This is a genomic window from Streptomyces sp. R302 (genome assembly GCF_012927245.1).
In the GTDB taxonomy this organism is placed as follows: Bacteria; Actinomycetota; Actinomycetes; order Streptomycetales; family Streptomycetaceae; genus Streptomyces.
Genome location: NZ_JABBGE010000003.1, coordinates 670,017 through 682,909, shown reverse-complemented (window position 1 = coordinate 682,909; position 12,893 = coordinate 670,017). Strand labels below are relative to the sequence as shown.

The following is a 12,893-nucleotide window of genomic DNA, read 5'->3' as shown; positions in this document are numbered from 1 at the left end:
CGTCACGGCCCGCCCCGCCCCCCGAACGGGGCGGGCCCCCTCGACCAGGAGCACCACCCATGAACTCCCTTACTCTCGCTCCCCGTTGGCACCAGGGCGCCGCGTGCGCCGGTATCAACGTCGATGCGTTCTTCCCGGCCGCGACCGACGCCGCCGGCCGCCGCGAGGCCCTCGCGATCTGCCGCCCGTGCCCGGTCCGCGAGGAGTGCCTCGCCGAGGCCATGGCCGAGGAGGGCGGACGCGGGAAGACCGGCCGTTTCGGCATCCGGGGCGGCAAGACCCCCAGTGCCCGTTTCCACTTCCACAAGGCCGCCGTAAAGGCGCAGCGCGCCGCCCTCGACGCCGAGGCCGCCGCGTGACCGGCCGTGAGCGGCTCGACCGCGCCCGCCGCCTGCTCGACACCGCGCCGCCGGCGCCGGTCCCCGGGCAACTCCCCCTCGCCCCGGCCAACGGCCTCACGACCGTGCACCTGTTCTCCGGCGGGTGCGGCGACGTCCGAGGGTTCGACTCTGCCGGGTACACCCCCGTCTACGCCGCGAACCACATGGCCGCCGCCGTCGACACGGTCCGCGCCAACTGGCCGCAGGTGTGGGCCCAGCAGTGCGACATCAACAACCTCGACATGAGGGGTGTCCCCTCGGCCGACGGCATCGTCGGATCGCCGATCTGTTGGGAGGCGACCCCCGCCGGCGGACGGGCGACGCCCCGCGCTCAGACCGAACTCACCCTCGGCGAGCAGCAGCCGGCCGCCACCGACTGGTCCCGCACCCGCATGACCGCGTGGGACCCCATCCGGTACGCCGAGGTCCACCGGCCCCGGTTCTACGTCGGGGAGAACGTCCCCGGATTCGCCACCCGGTTCGCGCTCTTCACCGCGTGGCTCAACGTGTGGGATGCCCTCGGCTACAACATCACCATCGCGTCCGTGAACGCGGCGCACGTCCAGGGCGAGGGGTACGAGCGACTCCCCCAGCTCCGGGACCGGTTGGTGTGGTGCATGGTGCGCAAGGACGTCGGACGGGTGCCGGACCTGCGGCCCCGGCCGGAGGCGACGTGCGCGACGTGCGGACCCGTGCGCGGCATTCAGCAGTGGAGCACCCGGTACCGGGCCCGGACCGTCGGCGAGTTCGGCGCCCAGTACCGCTACATCTGCCCCCAGCGCCGTTGTGGGCACCGGCGGGTCGAGCCCGTGACCCGGGGCATCGGATCCGTCATCGACTGGTCGGTACGCGGGCACCGGTTCGGCGACGGCCGACGCGGCCGGAAGACACACACCCCGTACGTCGAGGCGACCCGCCGCCGCGTCGAGGCCGGCCTCGACCGGTTCGAGGGACGCCCGTTCGTCATCACCCTCAGGAACCACGGCACCGCCACGTCCCTCGACGAGCCGATCGGCACCCTGTCCGCGCAGGGAGGGAACCATCACTCGCTCGTCGTGCCGGCCGCGTCCGGGAAGGTCGACGACTGCGAGTACCGGGCCCTCGCCACCGCAGAGAAGGCCCGCGCGCAGGGGTTCCCCGCGCATCACGTCCTCGCCGGCCGGGACACCGCGCAGCGCGTCCAGATCGGCAACGCCGTGCCGGTCAACCTCGCGCAGTGGGCGGCCGAACGCGTCGCCGCCGCCCTCACGTAACCCGCCCCCGTACCGCCCCGGGGCGAGGCCGGCACCCGTTCCCCTCGCCCCGGGCGCACCACCTCGACAGGACCCTCGCCATGGCCCGTATCCGCACGATCAAGCCCGACTTTTTCACCTCCCTTACGATCGCCGACCTCACTATCGAGCAGCGGCTCACGTTCATTGGTCTGTGGACGCACTGCGACGACCAGGGCCGCGCCGTCGACGACGCCCGGCTCATCAAGGCCGCACTCTGGCCGCTCGACGACCGGACCGCCGGCGACGTCGAGACCGACCTCGCCGCACTCAGTGAGTCCTCACTGATCGTTCGCTACGTCGTCACCGGCAAGCGCTACTTGGCCGTGTCCGGGTGGAAGGAGCACCAGCGGATCAACCGCCCGTCCGCCTCGCGCCTCCCCGCGCCCGACCAGGGGGAATCCACCCCGGAACCGCCCCTGACCAGCGGTGATGAGGGATCCGAGCAGGCTCACGCACACCTCAGTGAGGACTCACCCCAGGAAAGGAACAGGGAACAGGGAAGGGAACAGGGAACAGGGAACAGGAAGTCGTCGGCCCTCGCTCCGCGAGACCCCGACCCGGCGCCGGTCCGCGAGGACGTCGAGCGGCTGTGTGAGCACCTTGCCGATCGCGTCGTGCAGAACGGCAGCAAGCGGCCCACCATCACGAAGGGGTGGCGGGACGCGGCCCGGCTCATGCTCGACAAGGACGGCCGCACCGAAGAGCAGGTGCACAACGCCATTGACTGGTGCCAGGACTCCGACTTCTGGCGCTCGAACGTCATGTCGATGCCGAAGCTCCGCGAGAAGTACGACACCCTGCGCCTCCAGGCCAGCCGCCCGGCCGCCGGCGGGAACGTCGTCCCCATCGGCTCCGCCCGCCCCTCGACGACCGATCAGCGGGTCGCCGAGGGTCTCGACCTCGCCGCCCGACTCCGCGCCCAGGAGGCCGCCCAGTGACCCCCGCCGACGCCGCCGAGCTGCTCACCCTCGCCGCCGCGTTCGACCGCCGCACCGTCGGCGAGGCCGACGCCCGCGCATGGGCCGCCGCCCTGCACTCGATGCCCCTGGACGACGACGCCCGCGCCGCCGTCGCCCGCCACTACGGCGAGACCGACCGATGGCTGACCCCCGCCCACGTCCGCCAGCAGCGCGCCCGGATCCGCGCCGAGCGGGTCAACGCCGCGACGATCGTCTACGACGGGGTCCCGGGCGAGACCGGCGCCGAATCCATTGCCCGCCGCCGGGCCCTGCTCGCCGCCGTCGCCGACGGCCGGGTTGCGGGCCCGTCCATGCGGGGCGCCCTCGGTTTCTCCGAGGACCGGCCGATGCTCGCCCTCCCGGCCGCCGCCACCCGCGAGGAGCGCGACCAGTTCGCCGCCGAACGCCTCGCCGCCCTCGGCGCCTACGTGCCCCCGGACATCGAGGAGGCCCTCGCCGACCACCGGCCGCGACGCCGCGCCCTCGTCGAGGAGGACCGGCCCGACCCCCTCGGCGTCCCGTGCCCGTACGAGCACTGCCGCGCCAACGTGCGCACGCCGTGCAAGCGAGGCGACCGCCGGCGCACCGAGCGCGCCCCGCACCCCTCCCGCGTCGAGGCCGCCCTCGCCGCCCGCCACCAGGAGGCCGCCGCATGACCCAGCCCACGCCGATTCCGGCCGCCGCCGTCGCCATCATCCGCACCGTCATCGAGGACGCGACCGTGAGGGAGTTGCTGTACCGGCCCGGCTCGACCGCTGTACGGACCGCCAAGGCCCTCGAACAGGCCGGGTGGGACCTGCGGGTGATCCCGCCCGCGTTCACCCCGGAGGACGCCACCTAGCCCCCCCTCGACAGGGGGAGCCGGATCAGCCCCACATCCGCTATCTTTCTGTCTCGACAGATACATGCCTGTCGAGACAGAACCGCGAGCGCGCGCGCTCAGCACGTAGAGCAGGAGGACCGCCCCGTGAACACCACCGAACGCTTCGCCGCCAAGGTCGACCCGGCCGGCCCCCTCAGCCTCTACCGCGACGCCCCCGGCCCCTGCCACCTGTGGACCGGCGGAGCCCGCAGCAAGCGCCCCCACGACGCCGGCGAACACGGCGAGTTCTACGGAGCGTTCAAGGCCGACGGCCGCACCGTCCGCGCCCACCAGTACGCCTACGAGCAGGCCCGAGGCCCCATCCCCGTCGGCGCCGAAGTCGACCACCGATGCCGTCGCCGCAACTGCGTCAACCCCGCACACCTCGAAGTGACCGACCACCGCACCAACACCCTCCGCAGCAGCGGCCCGACCGCGATCAACGCGCGGAAGGTGCGATGCCTCCGAGGTCACCCCTTCGACGCCGCCAACACCTACGTACGCCCCAACGGCGCCCGCGCCTGCCGCGCCTGCCGCCGCCCCGCCACCGAAAGGACCGCCGCCTGATGGCCGGAGAGACCACCATCACCATCACGGGGAACCTCGTCGACGACCCCGAACTCAGGCACACCCCCAGCGGACACGCCGTCGCCAAGTTCCGCATCGCCTCGACCCCCCGCACCTACGACAAGCAGTCCGGCCAGTGGCAGGACGGCGAGTCCCTGTTCATGACCGTGTCCGCGTGGCGATCCCTCGGCGAGAACGTCGCCGGCAGCATTCAGCGTGGCACCCGCGTCGTCGTCGTCGGCACCCTCCGCCAGCGCACCTACGAGGACAACCAGGGCGTCAAGCGCACCGTCGTCGAGGTCGAGGCCGAGGAAGTCGCCCCCTCGCTCCGCAACGCCACCGCGCAGGTCACCAAGACCACCGGGCGACAGAACGGCCAGCAGTCGCAGGGCGGATACAGCCAGCAGCAGCCCCAGTACGACCAGTGGAACACCAACGGCCCCGCCTACTGACCCCGCCGCCGACCGGTCGCCGCGCCGCCCACGCGCGCGTGCACTTCCGCGCCCCGGTCAACACCGACAACCGACTGATGAGCCGAGACGGAGCCCCGCCCATGGACACGCAGACCCCCGACCCGATCGAGCCCGGACAGACCTACCGGCCGATGCCGTACAACAAGGCCCGCGAGCCCGAGGACCGCATCACCGTGCGGGACGTCTACACCGGCGAGGGCCGGGACGAGCCGACCGTCGCCTACGACATCGCGTCCACCGATCACCGGGGCCGGCCGGTCACCACGAGCAGCGCCATGCGCGAGTCGGTGTTCCGGAAGTGCTACGCCCTCGACACCCCCGAGGGCCCGATCACGTACGACGCCCCCCTCGACCGCCTCGCTGCGTCCGTGACCGTCCCGGGCACCCTGGTCGTCATCCAGCCCGAGGGCAGCGACCCGGATGCGCTCCGCGTCGACATCCAGACGAAGGGGCTCGACCCCGCCCGCGTTGCGTGCGCGCTCCGGCACCTTGCCGACCGCCTCGACGCCGAGGCCGTCCAGCAGCACCCCGCCGGTCCGTTCGGCAGCCTGCTCGACTACCTCGCCGAGGCCATGGCCGACGACATCCTCGCGGCCGGCCGCCGCAGCTGCGCCGAGCATGCCCGCTACCGCGACCGCCTCGCCCGCGACCTCGGCCTCGACGACGAGCACCAGGCCGTCGAGGGGTGACCGGATTCCTGTGCACGGCCGCGTACGTGCTCCTCGCGAGCCTGTGCGCGGCCGTGTTCCTCGGACACACCGCCCGCCACCGTCGAAGGACCAGCCGATGATCCGCCGCGCCACCAACCGCCAGACCGCCGCCGACCACGCCCGAGACGCACGCCGCGAGTCCCTCGCCGTCCTCCTCTCCCGCCTCGAACGCGGGGTCATCACCCCCACCGAGGCCGCCCTCCTCCGCGCCCACGTCCACGTGGAGATAGCCGAGCGAGACGACATGGACCGTGCCCGCCGGGGCCTCGACCGCCAGCGCGACGAGATGCGCCGTCGCCTCGACGCCGCCGACGCCGCGATCGTCGAGGCCGAGGAGGACCGCGCGCGCGTCGAGGAGCAGCTCGCCGAAGCCCGGCACCGCATCGACCTGTTGCAGGCCGTCGACGCCGGCCGGGCCGACGGGGCGCAGCGCATCACGGACGAGCGCGACCGCGCCGAGGCATTCCTCGACCGACTGCACCGAGCCGAGACGCACCGCGACGTCCTCGCGATCCTCGGCGAGCACCGAGGACTTACCCCCGTCGCCGCCCGCGCCGCCGCCACGTTCGCCGCCGCCGCCGAGACCCAAGACGCCGTCCTCGCCGAGCAGGCGCGCGAGCATGCCATCGTCCTCGCCGCTGAGAAGCAGCGCGCCGACCGCGCCGAGGCCCTCCTCGACCGCGTCCGCGCCGCCCGCACGTGGGGCGACCTGTGGGCCCACCTCGGAATGCGCTACGGATACGCCGCCGAGCAGGCCGGCCGGGAGGCCCGCGCCCGCCGCACCCTCGCCGAGCGCCTCGCCAACGAGCGCGCCGACAAGGCCACGCACGAGGCCGAGACGATGAAGCACCGCGTCACCCGACTCCGCACCCGCGTCGAGCGGGCCGAGAAGCGCGCCACCCGCGCCGAGGCCGAGCGTAACCGTGAGCGGAAGTACGCGATCAAGGCCAGCCAGCGCGTGTGGGACTACCGCCGGCGCCTCGCCGCCGAGTGCGTCACCTGCGGATGCCCCCGCGAGCAGCACGCCTCACGCCTCTACGCCAACGCCCGCGCCCGCCTCGACGAGCTGCTCGACGCCGCCGGCCGCGCCGCCAACCAGCTCGGAACCGCGCACCCCGCCGACATCGCCGACCGCCTGTACGCCGCGATCGAGCAGGCCCGGAAGGACCAGTCATGACCACCACCCCGACCGCGCTCCCCGAGCATGCCCTTACCACCGCCGCCGACCTGCGTGCCGTCCGCGAGCAGTGGGGCGACCTGCTCGTCGCCGTTGAGCAGCGCCCCGCCGACACGTGGCCGCCCCGCGAGACCCGGGGATTCCTTGACCAGCTCGGCGACGCCGACCAGGACGACGAGCAGCACCTCGGCCGCACCCCGCTCACGCTCCGCCAGCACCCCGCGCCGGCCAACCTTGACGCGCTCGACGCCGCCCTCGCCGTCGAGGCCGCGTTTTTCACCGCGTGCGACGCCATCGCCGTCCGCTACCAGCGGCCCGTACGCGCCCACCTGCGCGTCGTCGTCGACGAGGACGACCGCGCCGACCCCCGCCGCTGGACCCCCGCCACCATCGGCCCGTCCGGTCGGACGCTCGCCGCCGGATCCCGGGCGCACGGGCTGCACTGGGCCGCCGTGTGGCTGGAGGGGCGCGCCCTCGGCGAGGACCAGGGCGACGGCATGTTCTACCCCCTCGGCGACGACGTTCTCGCCGACCTCGCCACGGTCGCCCGCCGCGCGCGCCGCCGCGTCGAATCCGCCCTCGGCCGGGACGGCCGGACGACCGTTCTCCCCGACCCGTGCCCGTGGTGCCGGGGCGAGCTGCTCGCCCGCACGGTGCCCGGCGGGGAGCCGTCCGCGACGTGCCAGACCGGAGAGCAGTGCCCGGCCCCCGCCACCCTCGACCGGGGTCGACGCATGTGGCGGGGAGCGGACCTCGCCGCACTGTGGGCCGCCCTCGACGGCCGCCGGGCCGCGTAGCCCAACTCTGCGCCGTTGGAACACAGTTCCTTGTGTAGCCGTTACTGTAGCCACTTGTGTAGTCGCTACAGTAACGGCTACATTCGCTTTCGTCGGATGCAACCCGACACCCCGGCCGGATGCAACCCGGCCCCCACCAACGACCAGGGAGCAACCCCATGGACGTCACCATCCCCGGCGCCCTCGCCGACCACCTCAGCCGCGCCGATCTCACCACCGGGCCCGTCGCCAAGCACCCCGCCGCCGCCGACCTGCGCATCGCCCTCGACAACGCCCGTCGCGGCCGGGGCCGCACCCTCGCGATCCCCGCACACGGCACCGCCGTACTCCACCTGATCAGCGCGTTCGCCGAGGCCATCCTCGAAAACCGCAAGCTGCACACCCTCTCCGAGGTCCGTGCCGCCCGCCTGTGGATCCAGCGCGCCGGCCACACCCCCACGCCCGCACCTCAGGCCGCCGAGCGTCCCCACCGTGGGAACCTCGCCGACACCGTGAGCTGCCCGGCGTGCCGCGTCGGCGTAGGCGCCCCCTGCATCACCCGCGCCGGGAAGCCCGCGCGGGAGATCCACAGCCGCCGCATCGAAGCCCTGGAGACCGCCGCCGGCATCACGCAGTACCGCGCCGAACAGCAGCGCGCGAACGGGGGCCTCTCCTACGGCATCAACCACGCGGTCGAGTCGGAGTTGTTCGCGGCCTACGCGGCCCGCATCAACGCCCGCGTTCAGGCGCCCGCCGTCATCCGCGACGAGCCGTCGAACTGGTGGACCATCACCGACCCCGCCAGCGGCGAGGAAGTCGCCCGCGTCTACGGCGAGACCTACCAGGACATGACCCCGCGCGCCGAGGCCCTGCCCGAGGTCCGCGCCGTCATCCGCAAGCACCGAGGGTTCTCCCGCCGCCGCCTGCTCATGTCCGAGCTGACCCCCGCGCAGCTTGACGAGCAGCACGCCCAGGAGCAGCCCCCGACACCCGCACCCACCCCCGCCGGCGAGACTGAGAACGCCTCCCGCGCCCGCGCCGCTCAGCGACTCCGCGACGCCCTCTCCGGCACCCCCGCCGCTTTCGAGCCCGAGACCGTCGAGGACGTCGAGGCCCGCCACGCCGCCGAGTTGGTCACCGAGGCCGAGGCGACCGCCGGCACGTGGCGAGGCCAGTGGATCGGTGAGCACCCCGACGCCCTGTTCCCCGCCCGACCCGACCGCGAACAGGGCTCCCTGTTCGCCTGACCCGACGACCGACCGGCCCGCCCCACCCCGGGGCGGGCCCCTCGACCAGGAGCAGCAGTTATGAGGTTCAACGTCACCATCGAGACCGGGCCGACGCCGGAGTACGACACCATGGACGAGCCGACCGTCGTACGGCTCATCCGGCAGGCGTACGCCCAGGGGTTCACCATCAGCGCCGAGGCGAACAGCTACACGATCACCCTTGCCAACGGGCAGCGCACCATCCGGATCCTGCCCGGCCGCCGGCCGCAGCTCCCCACGGACCGGCAGCGCGACGAGCTGCACCGGATGATCGTCCTCGGCCGCGAACTCACGTGGGAGCGCAGCCGCCGCAACGTGGGCGTGCTGACCGACGGGGCGCTCAAGATGAGCCACCAACTCTCCGACGGCCTGCTCGAACGCGGCTACGTCACCGGCACCGGCCACCCCGGCACCGAGGCCCGTCGAACCCTGGTCGCCTGCCTGGCGTACGCCCGCAGCGCCAAGACCAAGCCCCGGGAGGCCCGCGACGAGATTCTCCGCCGAGCCCTCCTTGACCTCGCCCAGACCGACACCGTGGCGTGGCGCGAGACCGCCGACCCGGCCGACGGCGCGCCCGAGCCTGAGCCCAAGCAGCAGGCCGCCGAGAAGACCACCGTGCAGAAGAGCGCACCCACCAGTACCACGCCGCACATCGTCGAAGAGCTGAACCGCCAAGGCGTGGCCACCAACACGGCGGCCGGCGCGCTGTTCACGGACATGATGACCCTGTTCAACAAGTACGAGCGTGAGACGGCCGCCACCCGTGCCGCCCAGGGCGACACCAACCCGTACGACCTCGACGAGTGGGAGCCGCTCGAGGCCCTCGCCGACGAGTGGACGAGCACCGAGGGCAACAAGCAGGCCCGCGAGCAGTTCCTCGACCGCCTCGCCGATCAGCTCACCCTCGACAACCTGCGAGTGCTGCGCGTGCTCGCCGAGGCCGGCGCCGCCGTTACCCCCCGCGTCGTCCGCGCCGAGCGCGCCCGGTACAAGGTGCCGGAGATCGCCCGCCGATCGGGCCTCACTGAGAGCCGGGTGTACCAGATCCTCCGGAACAACTAGCCCGGAACCACAGCGGGCCCGAACCTGCGATGCAACCGCAGGCCGGGCCCTGACCACGACAGGAGCAACCCCCGTCATGGCTAAGCGCAAGCGTAGTCCCAACCTCACTGTGCGACTCGACCCCACCCTCGACGCAGACCTCGACACCATCACGAGCACCGGCCTCGACCGGTCGGCCGCCGTCCGCCTCGCCGTTGCGTTCCTCGCGTTTGGGTACCGCGACCTATGGGCGAACGGCATCTACCCCAAGCACACCGCGCCGCCCCGGATGCGATGGACGACACCCCGGCACTACACCCGGCAGGCCCCTGACCTGCGGGTAGTGCGCGACAAGACCCCCAGCATTACGCAGCGCACTACGCCGTCACGACCGGACGAGGAGGCGCACCGCGCGCGCGTTGCGCACCGTTACCGTTCCGTGATCTAATCGGGGGCGTCCCCGGCGTGCCCGGAATCGGACGCCCCTCACACCACCATCCCGAACGCCCCGCCACTCACCCCCCAGTGGCGGGGCGTTCCGCGTGCAACCACCGGCGCCCCTCACGAGTCACACCCTGTGACCTATCCGTACGTCCAGGGGGAACACGTCCCGTGAACCGCACTGCCGCCGTCCTCACCCTCGCGTCCGCCGGCCTGCTCGCGCTCACCGCATGCAGCAGCGACACCGACGCCGCAGGCGACACCAAGCCGTCCGTGACCGCGCCAGCCACGACCACCGTGCCGCCCGCCAAGGACAGGAAGTCGTCCGGCATCCCGCCCGAGCCGACCGGCCAGGCCCGCGCCGACCTCCTCGCCGCCATCAAGGCCGTCGCTCCCGATGCCGTCCGGTACGAGGACAAGGCGATCGACGCCGCGCGCAACCAGTGCCACGCCATCAACGGCGGCGGCAACAAACTGGACTGGACCGCGTCCCAGCGTTTCACCTACAAGGACGTCGTGACCACGGAGGAGCAGGGCAAGGCCCTGAACAAGGCTCTGATCGACTCCGGATTCTGCAAGACCGCCTGACCCCGCCCTCGACGGCCCGGCCCCCGAAGTGGGAGCCGGGCCGTTCGCGTACCCCCGACCAAGAAGGCCCCCGCCGTGAACTCTGCCGAACTCGCGCACCGCTTCAACTACCACCCCCCGCGCACGCCCGCCGCCGTCCGCGCCCATGAGTCCGTCCGTGAGCAGTGCACCCAGCTCGCCGGATTCCTCGACTCCACCCTCCAGGACGGCCGCGAGAAGGCCCTCGCGATCACCAACCTGGAGCAGGTCATGTTCTGGGCCAACGCCGCCATCGCCCGCGCGTAGCCCCGACCAAGCCCCCCCTCGGCGAGGAGGTGAGCCATGGCCGCCCGACCCATCACCGACACAGACCGGGAGCAGGTCAAGGCCCTCCACGCCGAGGGCATGTCCCGCAACGACATCGCCCGCAAGATCAAGCGCAGCCCGTCGACCGTGTCCAAGCTCGCCGCCGAGCAGGGGCTCACGTTCGAGCGCGGCCCCGAGGTCGTCGCCGCCACCGAGGCCCGCCGCATCGACCTCGCCGCCCGCCGCCAGGCCCTCGCCGAGCAACTCCACCAGGACGCCGAACGGCTCCGGGCGCAGCTCTGGGAACCGTGCGAGATCGGCGAGTTCGCCGGCCGCGAGGGCGAGTGGCAGACCGCCTACTTGCAGCGCCCCCGGTTCGCCGATCAACGGCAGATCATGAGCGCCACCGCGACCGCGATTCAGCAGTCGATGCGCCTACAGCCCGCCGACGGCGGCGCCGACGCCGGACAGGTCCGCTCGATGCTCGGCAACCTCGGCGAGGCCCTCACGGGGGCGTTCGCGGACGACCCGGGCGAGGACGGCGGATAGCCCGTCGAGGGGGTGAGCAGTGCTCCCCGACGTCCCCCTCCCCCTGTCCCGCAAGCAGCTCCGCAGCGTCGGCCGTGCCACCGCGCGCATCAACCTGTGGCACGGCTCCGTCCGGTCCGGGAAGACGATCGCGAGCCTGTTGGCGTTCGTCATCGCCGTGGCCGGCGCCGGGCCGTCCGGTCTCATCCTGATCGCCGGAAAGACCATCCAGACCATCGAACGCAACGTGCTGGAGCCCCTCCAGGACCCCACCTTGTTCGGTCCCCTCGCCCGGCACGTCGTGCACACCCGGGGCTCGACCACGGCCACGATCCTCGGTCGCACCGTCCACCTGATCGGCGCCAACGACGCCAAGTCCGAGGGCAGGCTCCGAGGACTCACCGCACAGCTTGCCTACGTCGACGAGGCGACCCTCGTACCCGAGGGCTTTTGGACGCAGCTACTCGCCCGCCTCAGCGCCCCCGGTGCGCGCCTGTTCGCCACCACGAACCCGGACTCGCCGAGGCACTGGCTCAAGGTCGGATACCTCGACCGCGCCGAGGAACTCAACCTGCGGGCATGGCACTTCAAGCTCGCCGACAACCCGTCGCTCCCGGCCGCGTACGTTGCTTCCCTCGCCGCCGAGTACGTAGGTCTGTGGAAGCGCCGCATGATCGACGGCGAATGGGTCGTCGCCGAGGGTGCCGTCTACGGCATGTGGGACGAGGCCCGGCACGTCGTCGACACCCTGCCGGACATGCGCCGGTACTGGGTCGGCATCGACTACGGCACGACCAACGCGTTCAGCGCCATTCTGCTTGGACTCGGCGTCGACGGCCGCCTGTACGCCTGCTCCGAGTACCGGCACGACTCCCGTGCGACCCGCCGGCAGCTCACCGACGCCCAGTACAGCGACGCCGTCCGCACGTGGCTCGCCACCTACCGGCCCCCGGGCGCGCCCGACACCGCGCCGAGGGGCGTCACCCCGGAGTGGGCGTTCATCGACCCGTCCGCCGCGAGCTTCCACACCCAGATGTGGGCCGACAGGCACAACAACCCCGCCAAGGCCGCCAACTCCGTTGCCGACGGCATCCGGTCCGTGTCCAGCCTGCTCGCCGCCGACCGCCTGCTCGTCCACTCGTCGTGCGCCGGCCTGCTCTCCGAACTCCCCGGCTACTCCTGGGACCCGAAGGCCACCGAGCGCGGCGAGGACGCCCCCATGAAGGTCGACGACCACAGCGTCGACGCGCTCAGGTACGCCGTGCACTCCACCGCGCACGAGTGGCGCCACCTGCTCACCCTCGCCGCTTAAGGAGGCGGAGGGGCGGCCCCGTAAGGCCGCCCCTCCGCTTCGCTAGCTCCCCTGCCCGCGCAGGAAGGTGGCGACGGCCAGGCCGATGCCGAAGCAGCCGCCGAACGCCGCACCTCCCGCCGCCAGAGAAGCCAGCGGTTCACCACCGAGCAGGACCCATCCCAGTACGGCGAGCACGCCAACAACGAGGCTGGCGAGCGCCACAACCAGAACAGCCCATACCTGATGGTTCGTGGAGTTAGACATATTTTT

General features: G+C 72.7%; 17 protein-coding genes and 1 pseudogene. 17 read left to right on the top strand and 1 reads right to left on the bottom strand.

What is annotated here, in order from left to right:
- Positions 1–59: 59 nt before the first annotated feature.
- The 17 genes and pseudogenes from HHL19_RS12935 (at position 60) to HHL19_RS12855 (ending at position 12,641) form a co-directional block, all read left to right on the top strand.
- Entirely contained in the window at positions 60–359 is a 300-nt protein-coding gene (locus HHL19_RS12935; RefSeq protein WP_169088813.1) for a WhiB family transcriptional regulator, read from the top strand.
- Positions 356–1,633, top strand: a complete 1,278-nt coding sequence (locus tag HHL19_RS12930; RefSeq protein WP_346768296.1) for a DNA cytosine methyltransferase — start codon at positions 356–358, stop codon at positions 1,631–1,633. The genes HHL19_RS12935 and HHL19_RS12930 overlap by 4 nt, the downstream gene beginning before the upstream one ends.
- A gap of 80 nt (positions 1,634–1,713) precedes the next feature.
- A complete protein-coding gene (locus HHL19_RS12925) occupies positions 1,714–2,592 on the top strand; it encodes a hypothetical protein (RefSeq protein WP_169088811.1) in 879 nt (292 codons plus the stop codon).
- On the top strand, positions 2,589–3,269 hold the full coding sequence (locus tag HHL19_RS12920) for a hypothetical protein (RefSeq protein WP_169088809.1): 681 nt from the start codon (positions 2,589–2,591) through the stop codon (positions 3,267–3,269). The genes HHL19_RS12925 and HHL19_RS12920 overlap by 4 nt, the downstream gene beginning before the upstream one ends.
- Entirely contained in the window at positions 3,266–3,454 is a 189-nt protein-coding gene (locus HHL19_RS12915) for a hypothetical protein (RefSeq protein ID WP_169088807.1), read from the top strand. Before HHL19_RS12920 ends, HHL19_RS12915 begins: the two co-directional genes overlap by 4 nt.
- A 126-nt stretch (positions 3,455–3,580) precedes the next feature.
- Positions 3,581–4,042 (top strand): HNH endonuclease signature motif containing protein, encoded by a 462-nt coding sequence (locus HHL19_RS12910; RefSeq protein ID WP_169088805.1) that lies wholly within the window; start codon positions 3,581–3,583, stop codon positions 4,040–4,042.
- Positions 4,042–4,452 (top strand): annotated as a pseudogene (ssb, locus tag HHL19_RS12905) (single-stranded DNA-binding protein); the annotation flags it as partial. The gene HHL19_RS12910 and the pseudogene ssb, both read left to right, overlap by 1 nt.
- Positions 4,453–4,595: 143 nt before the next feature.
- Positions 4,596–5,204 (top strand): hypothetical protein, encoded by a 609-nt coding sequence (locus tag HHL19_RS12900; protein ID WP_169088801.1) that lies wholly within the window; start codon positions 4,596–4,598, stop codon positions 5,202–5,204.
- Positions 5,205–5,301: 97 nt separating this feature from the next.
- Complete coding sequence (locus HHL19_RS12895; protein WP_169088799.1) at positions 5,302–6,402, top strand: hypothetical protein; 1,101 nt, start codon at positions 5,302–5,304, stop codon at positions 6,400–6,402.
- On the top strand, positions 6,399–7,199 hold the full coding sequence (locus tag HHL19_RS12890; RefSeq protein WP_169088797.1) for a hypothetical protein: 801 nt from the start codon (positions 6,399–6,401) through the stop codon (positions 7,197–7,199). Before HHL19_RS12895 ends, HHL19_RS12890 begins: the two co-directional genes overlap by 4 nt.
- A gap of 158 nt (positions 7,200–7,357) precedes the next feature.
- On the top strand, positions 7,358–8,425 hold the full coding sequence (locus HHL19_RS12885; RefSeq protein WP_169088795.1) for a hypothetical protein: 1,068 nt from the start codon (positions 7,358–7,360) through the stop codon (positions 8,423–8,425).
- A gap of 60 nt (positions 8,426–8,485) precedes the next feature.
- Positions 8,486–9,508: a hypothetical protein gene (locus tag HHL19_RS12880; RefSeq protein WP_169088793.1), complete on the top strand. Its 1,023-nt coding sequence runs from the start codon at positions 8,486–8,488 to the stop codon at positions 9,506–9,508.
- A gap of 76 nt (positions 9,509–9,584) precedes the next feature.
- A complete protein-coding gene (locus HHL19_RS12875; protein ID WP_169088791.1) occupies positions 9,585–9,935 on the top strand; it encodes a hypothetical protein in 351 nt (116 codons plus the stop codon).
- 164 nt (positions 9,936–10,099) lie between these two features.
- The gene (locus HHL19_RS12870; RefSeq protein ID WP_169088789.1) at positions 10,100–10,516 is read left to right on the top strand and encodes a hypothetical protein; all 417 of its coding nucleotides are present in this window, start codon (positions 10,100–10,102) and stop codon (positions 10,514–10,516) included.
- Positions 10,517–10,591: 75 nt separating this feature from the next.
- The gene (locus HHL19_RS12865) at positions 10,592–10,801 is read left to right on the top strand and encodes a hypothetical protein (RefSeq protein ID WP_169088787.1); all 210 of its coding nucleotides are present in this window, start codon (positions 10,592–10,594) and stop codon (positions 10,799–10,801) included.
- 36 nt (positions 10,802–10,837) lie between these two features.
- Positions 10,838–11,350 (top strand): helix-turn-helix domain-containing protein, encoded by a 513-nt coding sequence (locus HHL19_RS12860; RefSeq protein ID WP_169088785.1) that lies wholly within the window; start codon positions 10,838–10,840, stop codon positions 11,348–11,350.
- Between the two features lie 19 nt (positions 11,351–11,369).
- Entirely contained in the window at positions 11,370–12,641 is a 1,272-nt protein-coding gene (locus HHL19_RS12855; protein WP_169088783.1) for a PBSX family phage terminase large subunit, read from the top strand.
- Between the two features lie 42 nt (positions 12,642–12,683).
- Here HHL19_RS12855 and HHL19_RS12850 read toward each other — a convergent pair whose 3' ends face one another.
- The gene (locus tag HHL19_RS12850) at positions 12,684–12,887 is read right to left on the bottom strand and encodes a hypothetical protein (protein ID WP_169088781.1); all 204 of its coding nucleotides are present in this window, start codon (positions 12,885–12,887) and stop codon (positions 12,684–12,686) included.
- Between the last annotated feature and the right edge of the window lie 6 nt (positions 12,888–12,893).

Coding starts and splice junctions, on each gene's coding strand:
- HHL19_RS12935 (WP_169088813.1), top strand. CDS start 60: ATGAACTCCCTTACTCTCGCTCCCCGTTGGCACCAGGGCGCCGCGTGC.
- HHL19_RS12900 (WP_169088801.1), top strand. CDS start 4,596: ATGGACACGCAGACCCCCGACCCGATCGAGCCCGGACAGACCTACCGG.
- HHL19_RS12925 (WP_169088811.1), top strand. CDS start 1,714: ATGGCCCGTATCCGCACGATCAAGCCCGACTTTTTCACCTCCCTTACG.
- HHL19_RS12885 (WP_169088795.1), top strand. CDS start 7,358: ATGGACGTCACCATCCCCGGCGCCCTCGCCGACCACCTCAGCCGCGCC.
- HHL19_RS12875 (WP_169088791.1), top strand. CDS start 9,585: ATGGCTAAGCGCAAGCGTAGTCCCAACCTCACTGTGCGACTCGACCCC.
- HHL19_RS12850 (WP_169088781.1), bottom strand. CDS start 12,887: ATGTCTAACTCCACGAACCATCAGGTATGGGCTGTTCTGGTTGTGGCG.
- HHL19_RS12890 (WP_169088797.1), top strand. CDS start 6,399: ATGACCACCACCCCGACCGCGCTCCCCGAGCATGCCCTTACCACCGCC.
- HHL19_RS12895 (WP_169088799.1), top strand. CDS start 5,302: ATGATCCGCCGCGCCACCAACCGCCAGACCGCCGCCGACCACGCCCGA.
- HHL19_RS12915 (WP_169088807.1), top strand. CDS start 3,266: ATGACCCAGCCCACGCCGATTCCGGCCGCCGCCGTCGCCATCATCCGC.
- HHL19_RS12860 (WP_169088785.1), top strand. CDS start 10,838: ATGGCCGCCCGACCCATCACCGACACAGACCGGGAGCAGGTCAAGGCC.
- HHL19_RS12880 (WP_169088793.1), top strand. CDS start 8,486: ATGAGGTTCAACGTCACCATCGAGACCGGGCCGACGCCGGAGTACGAC.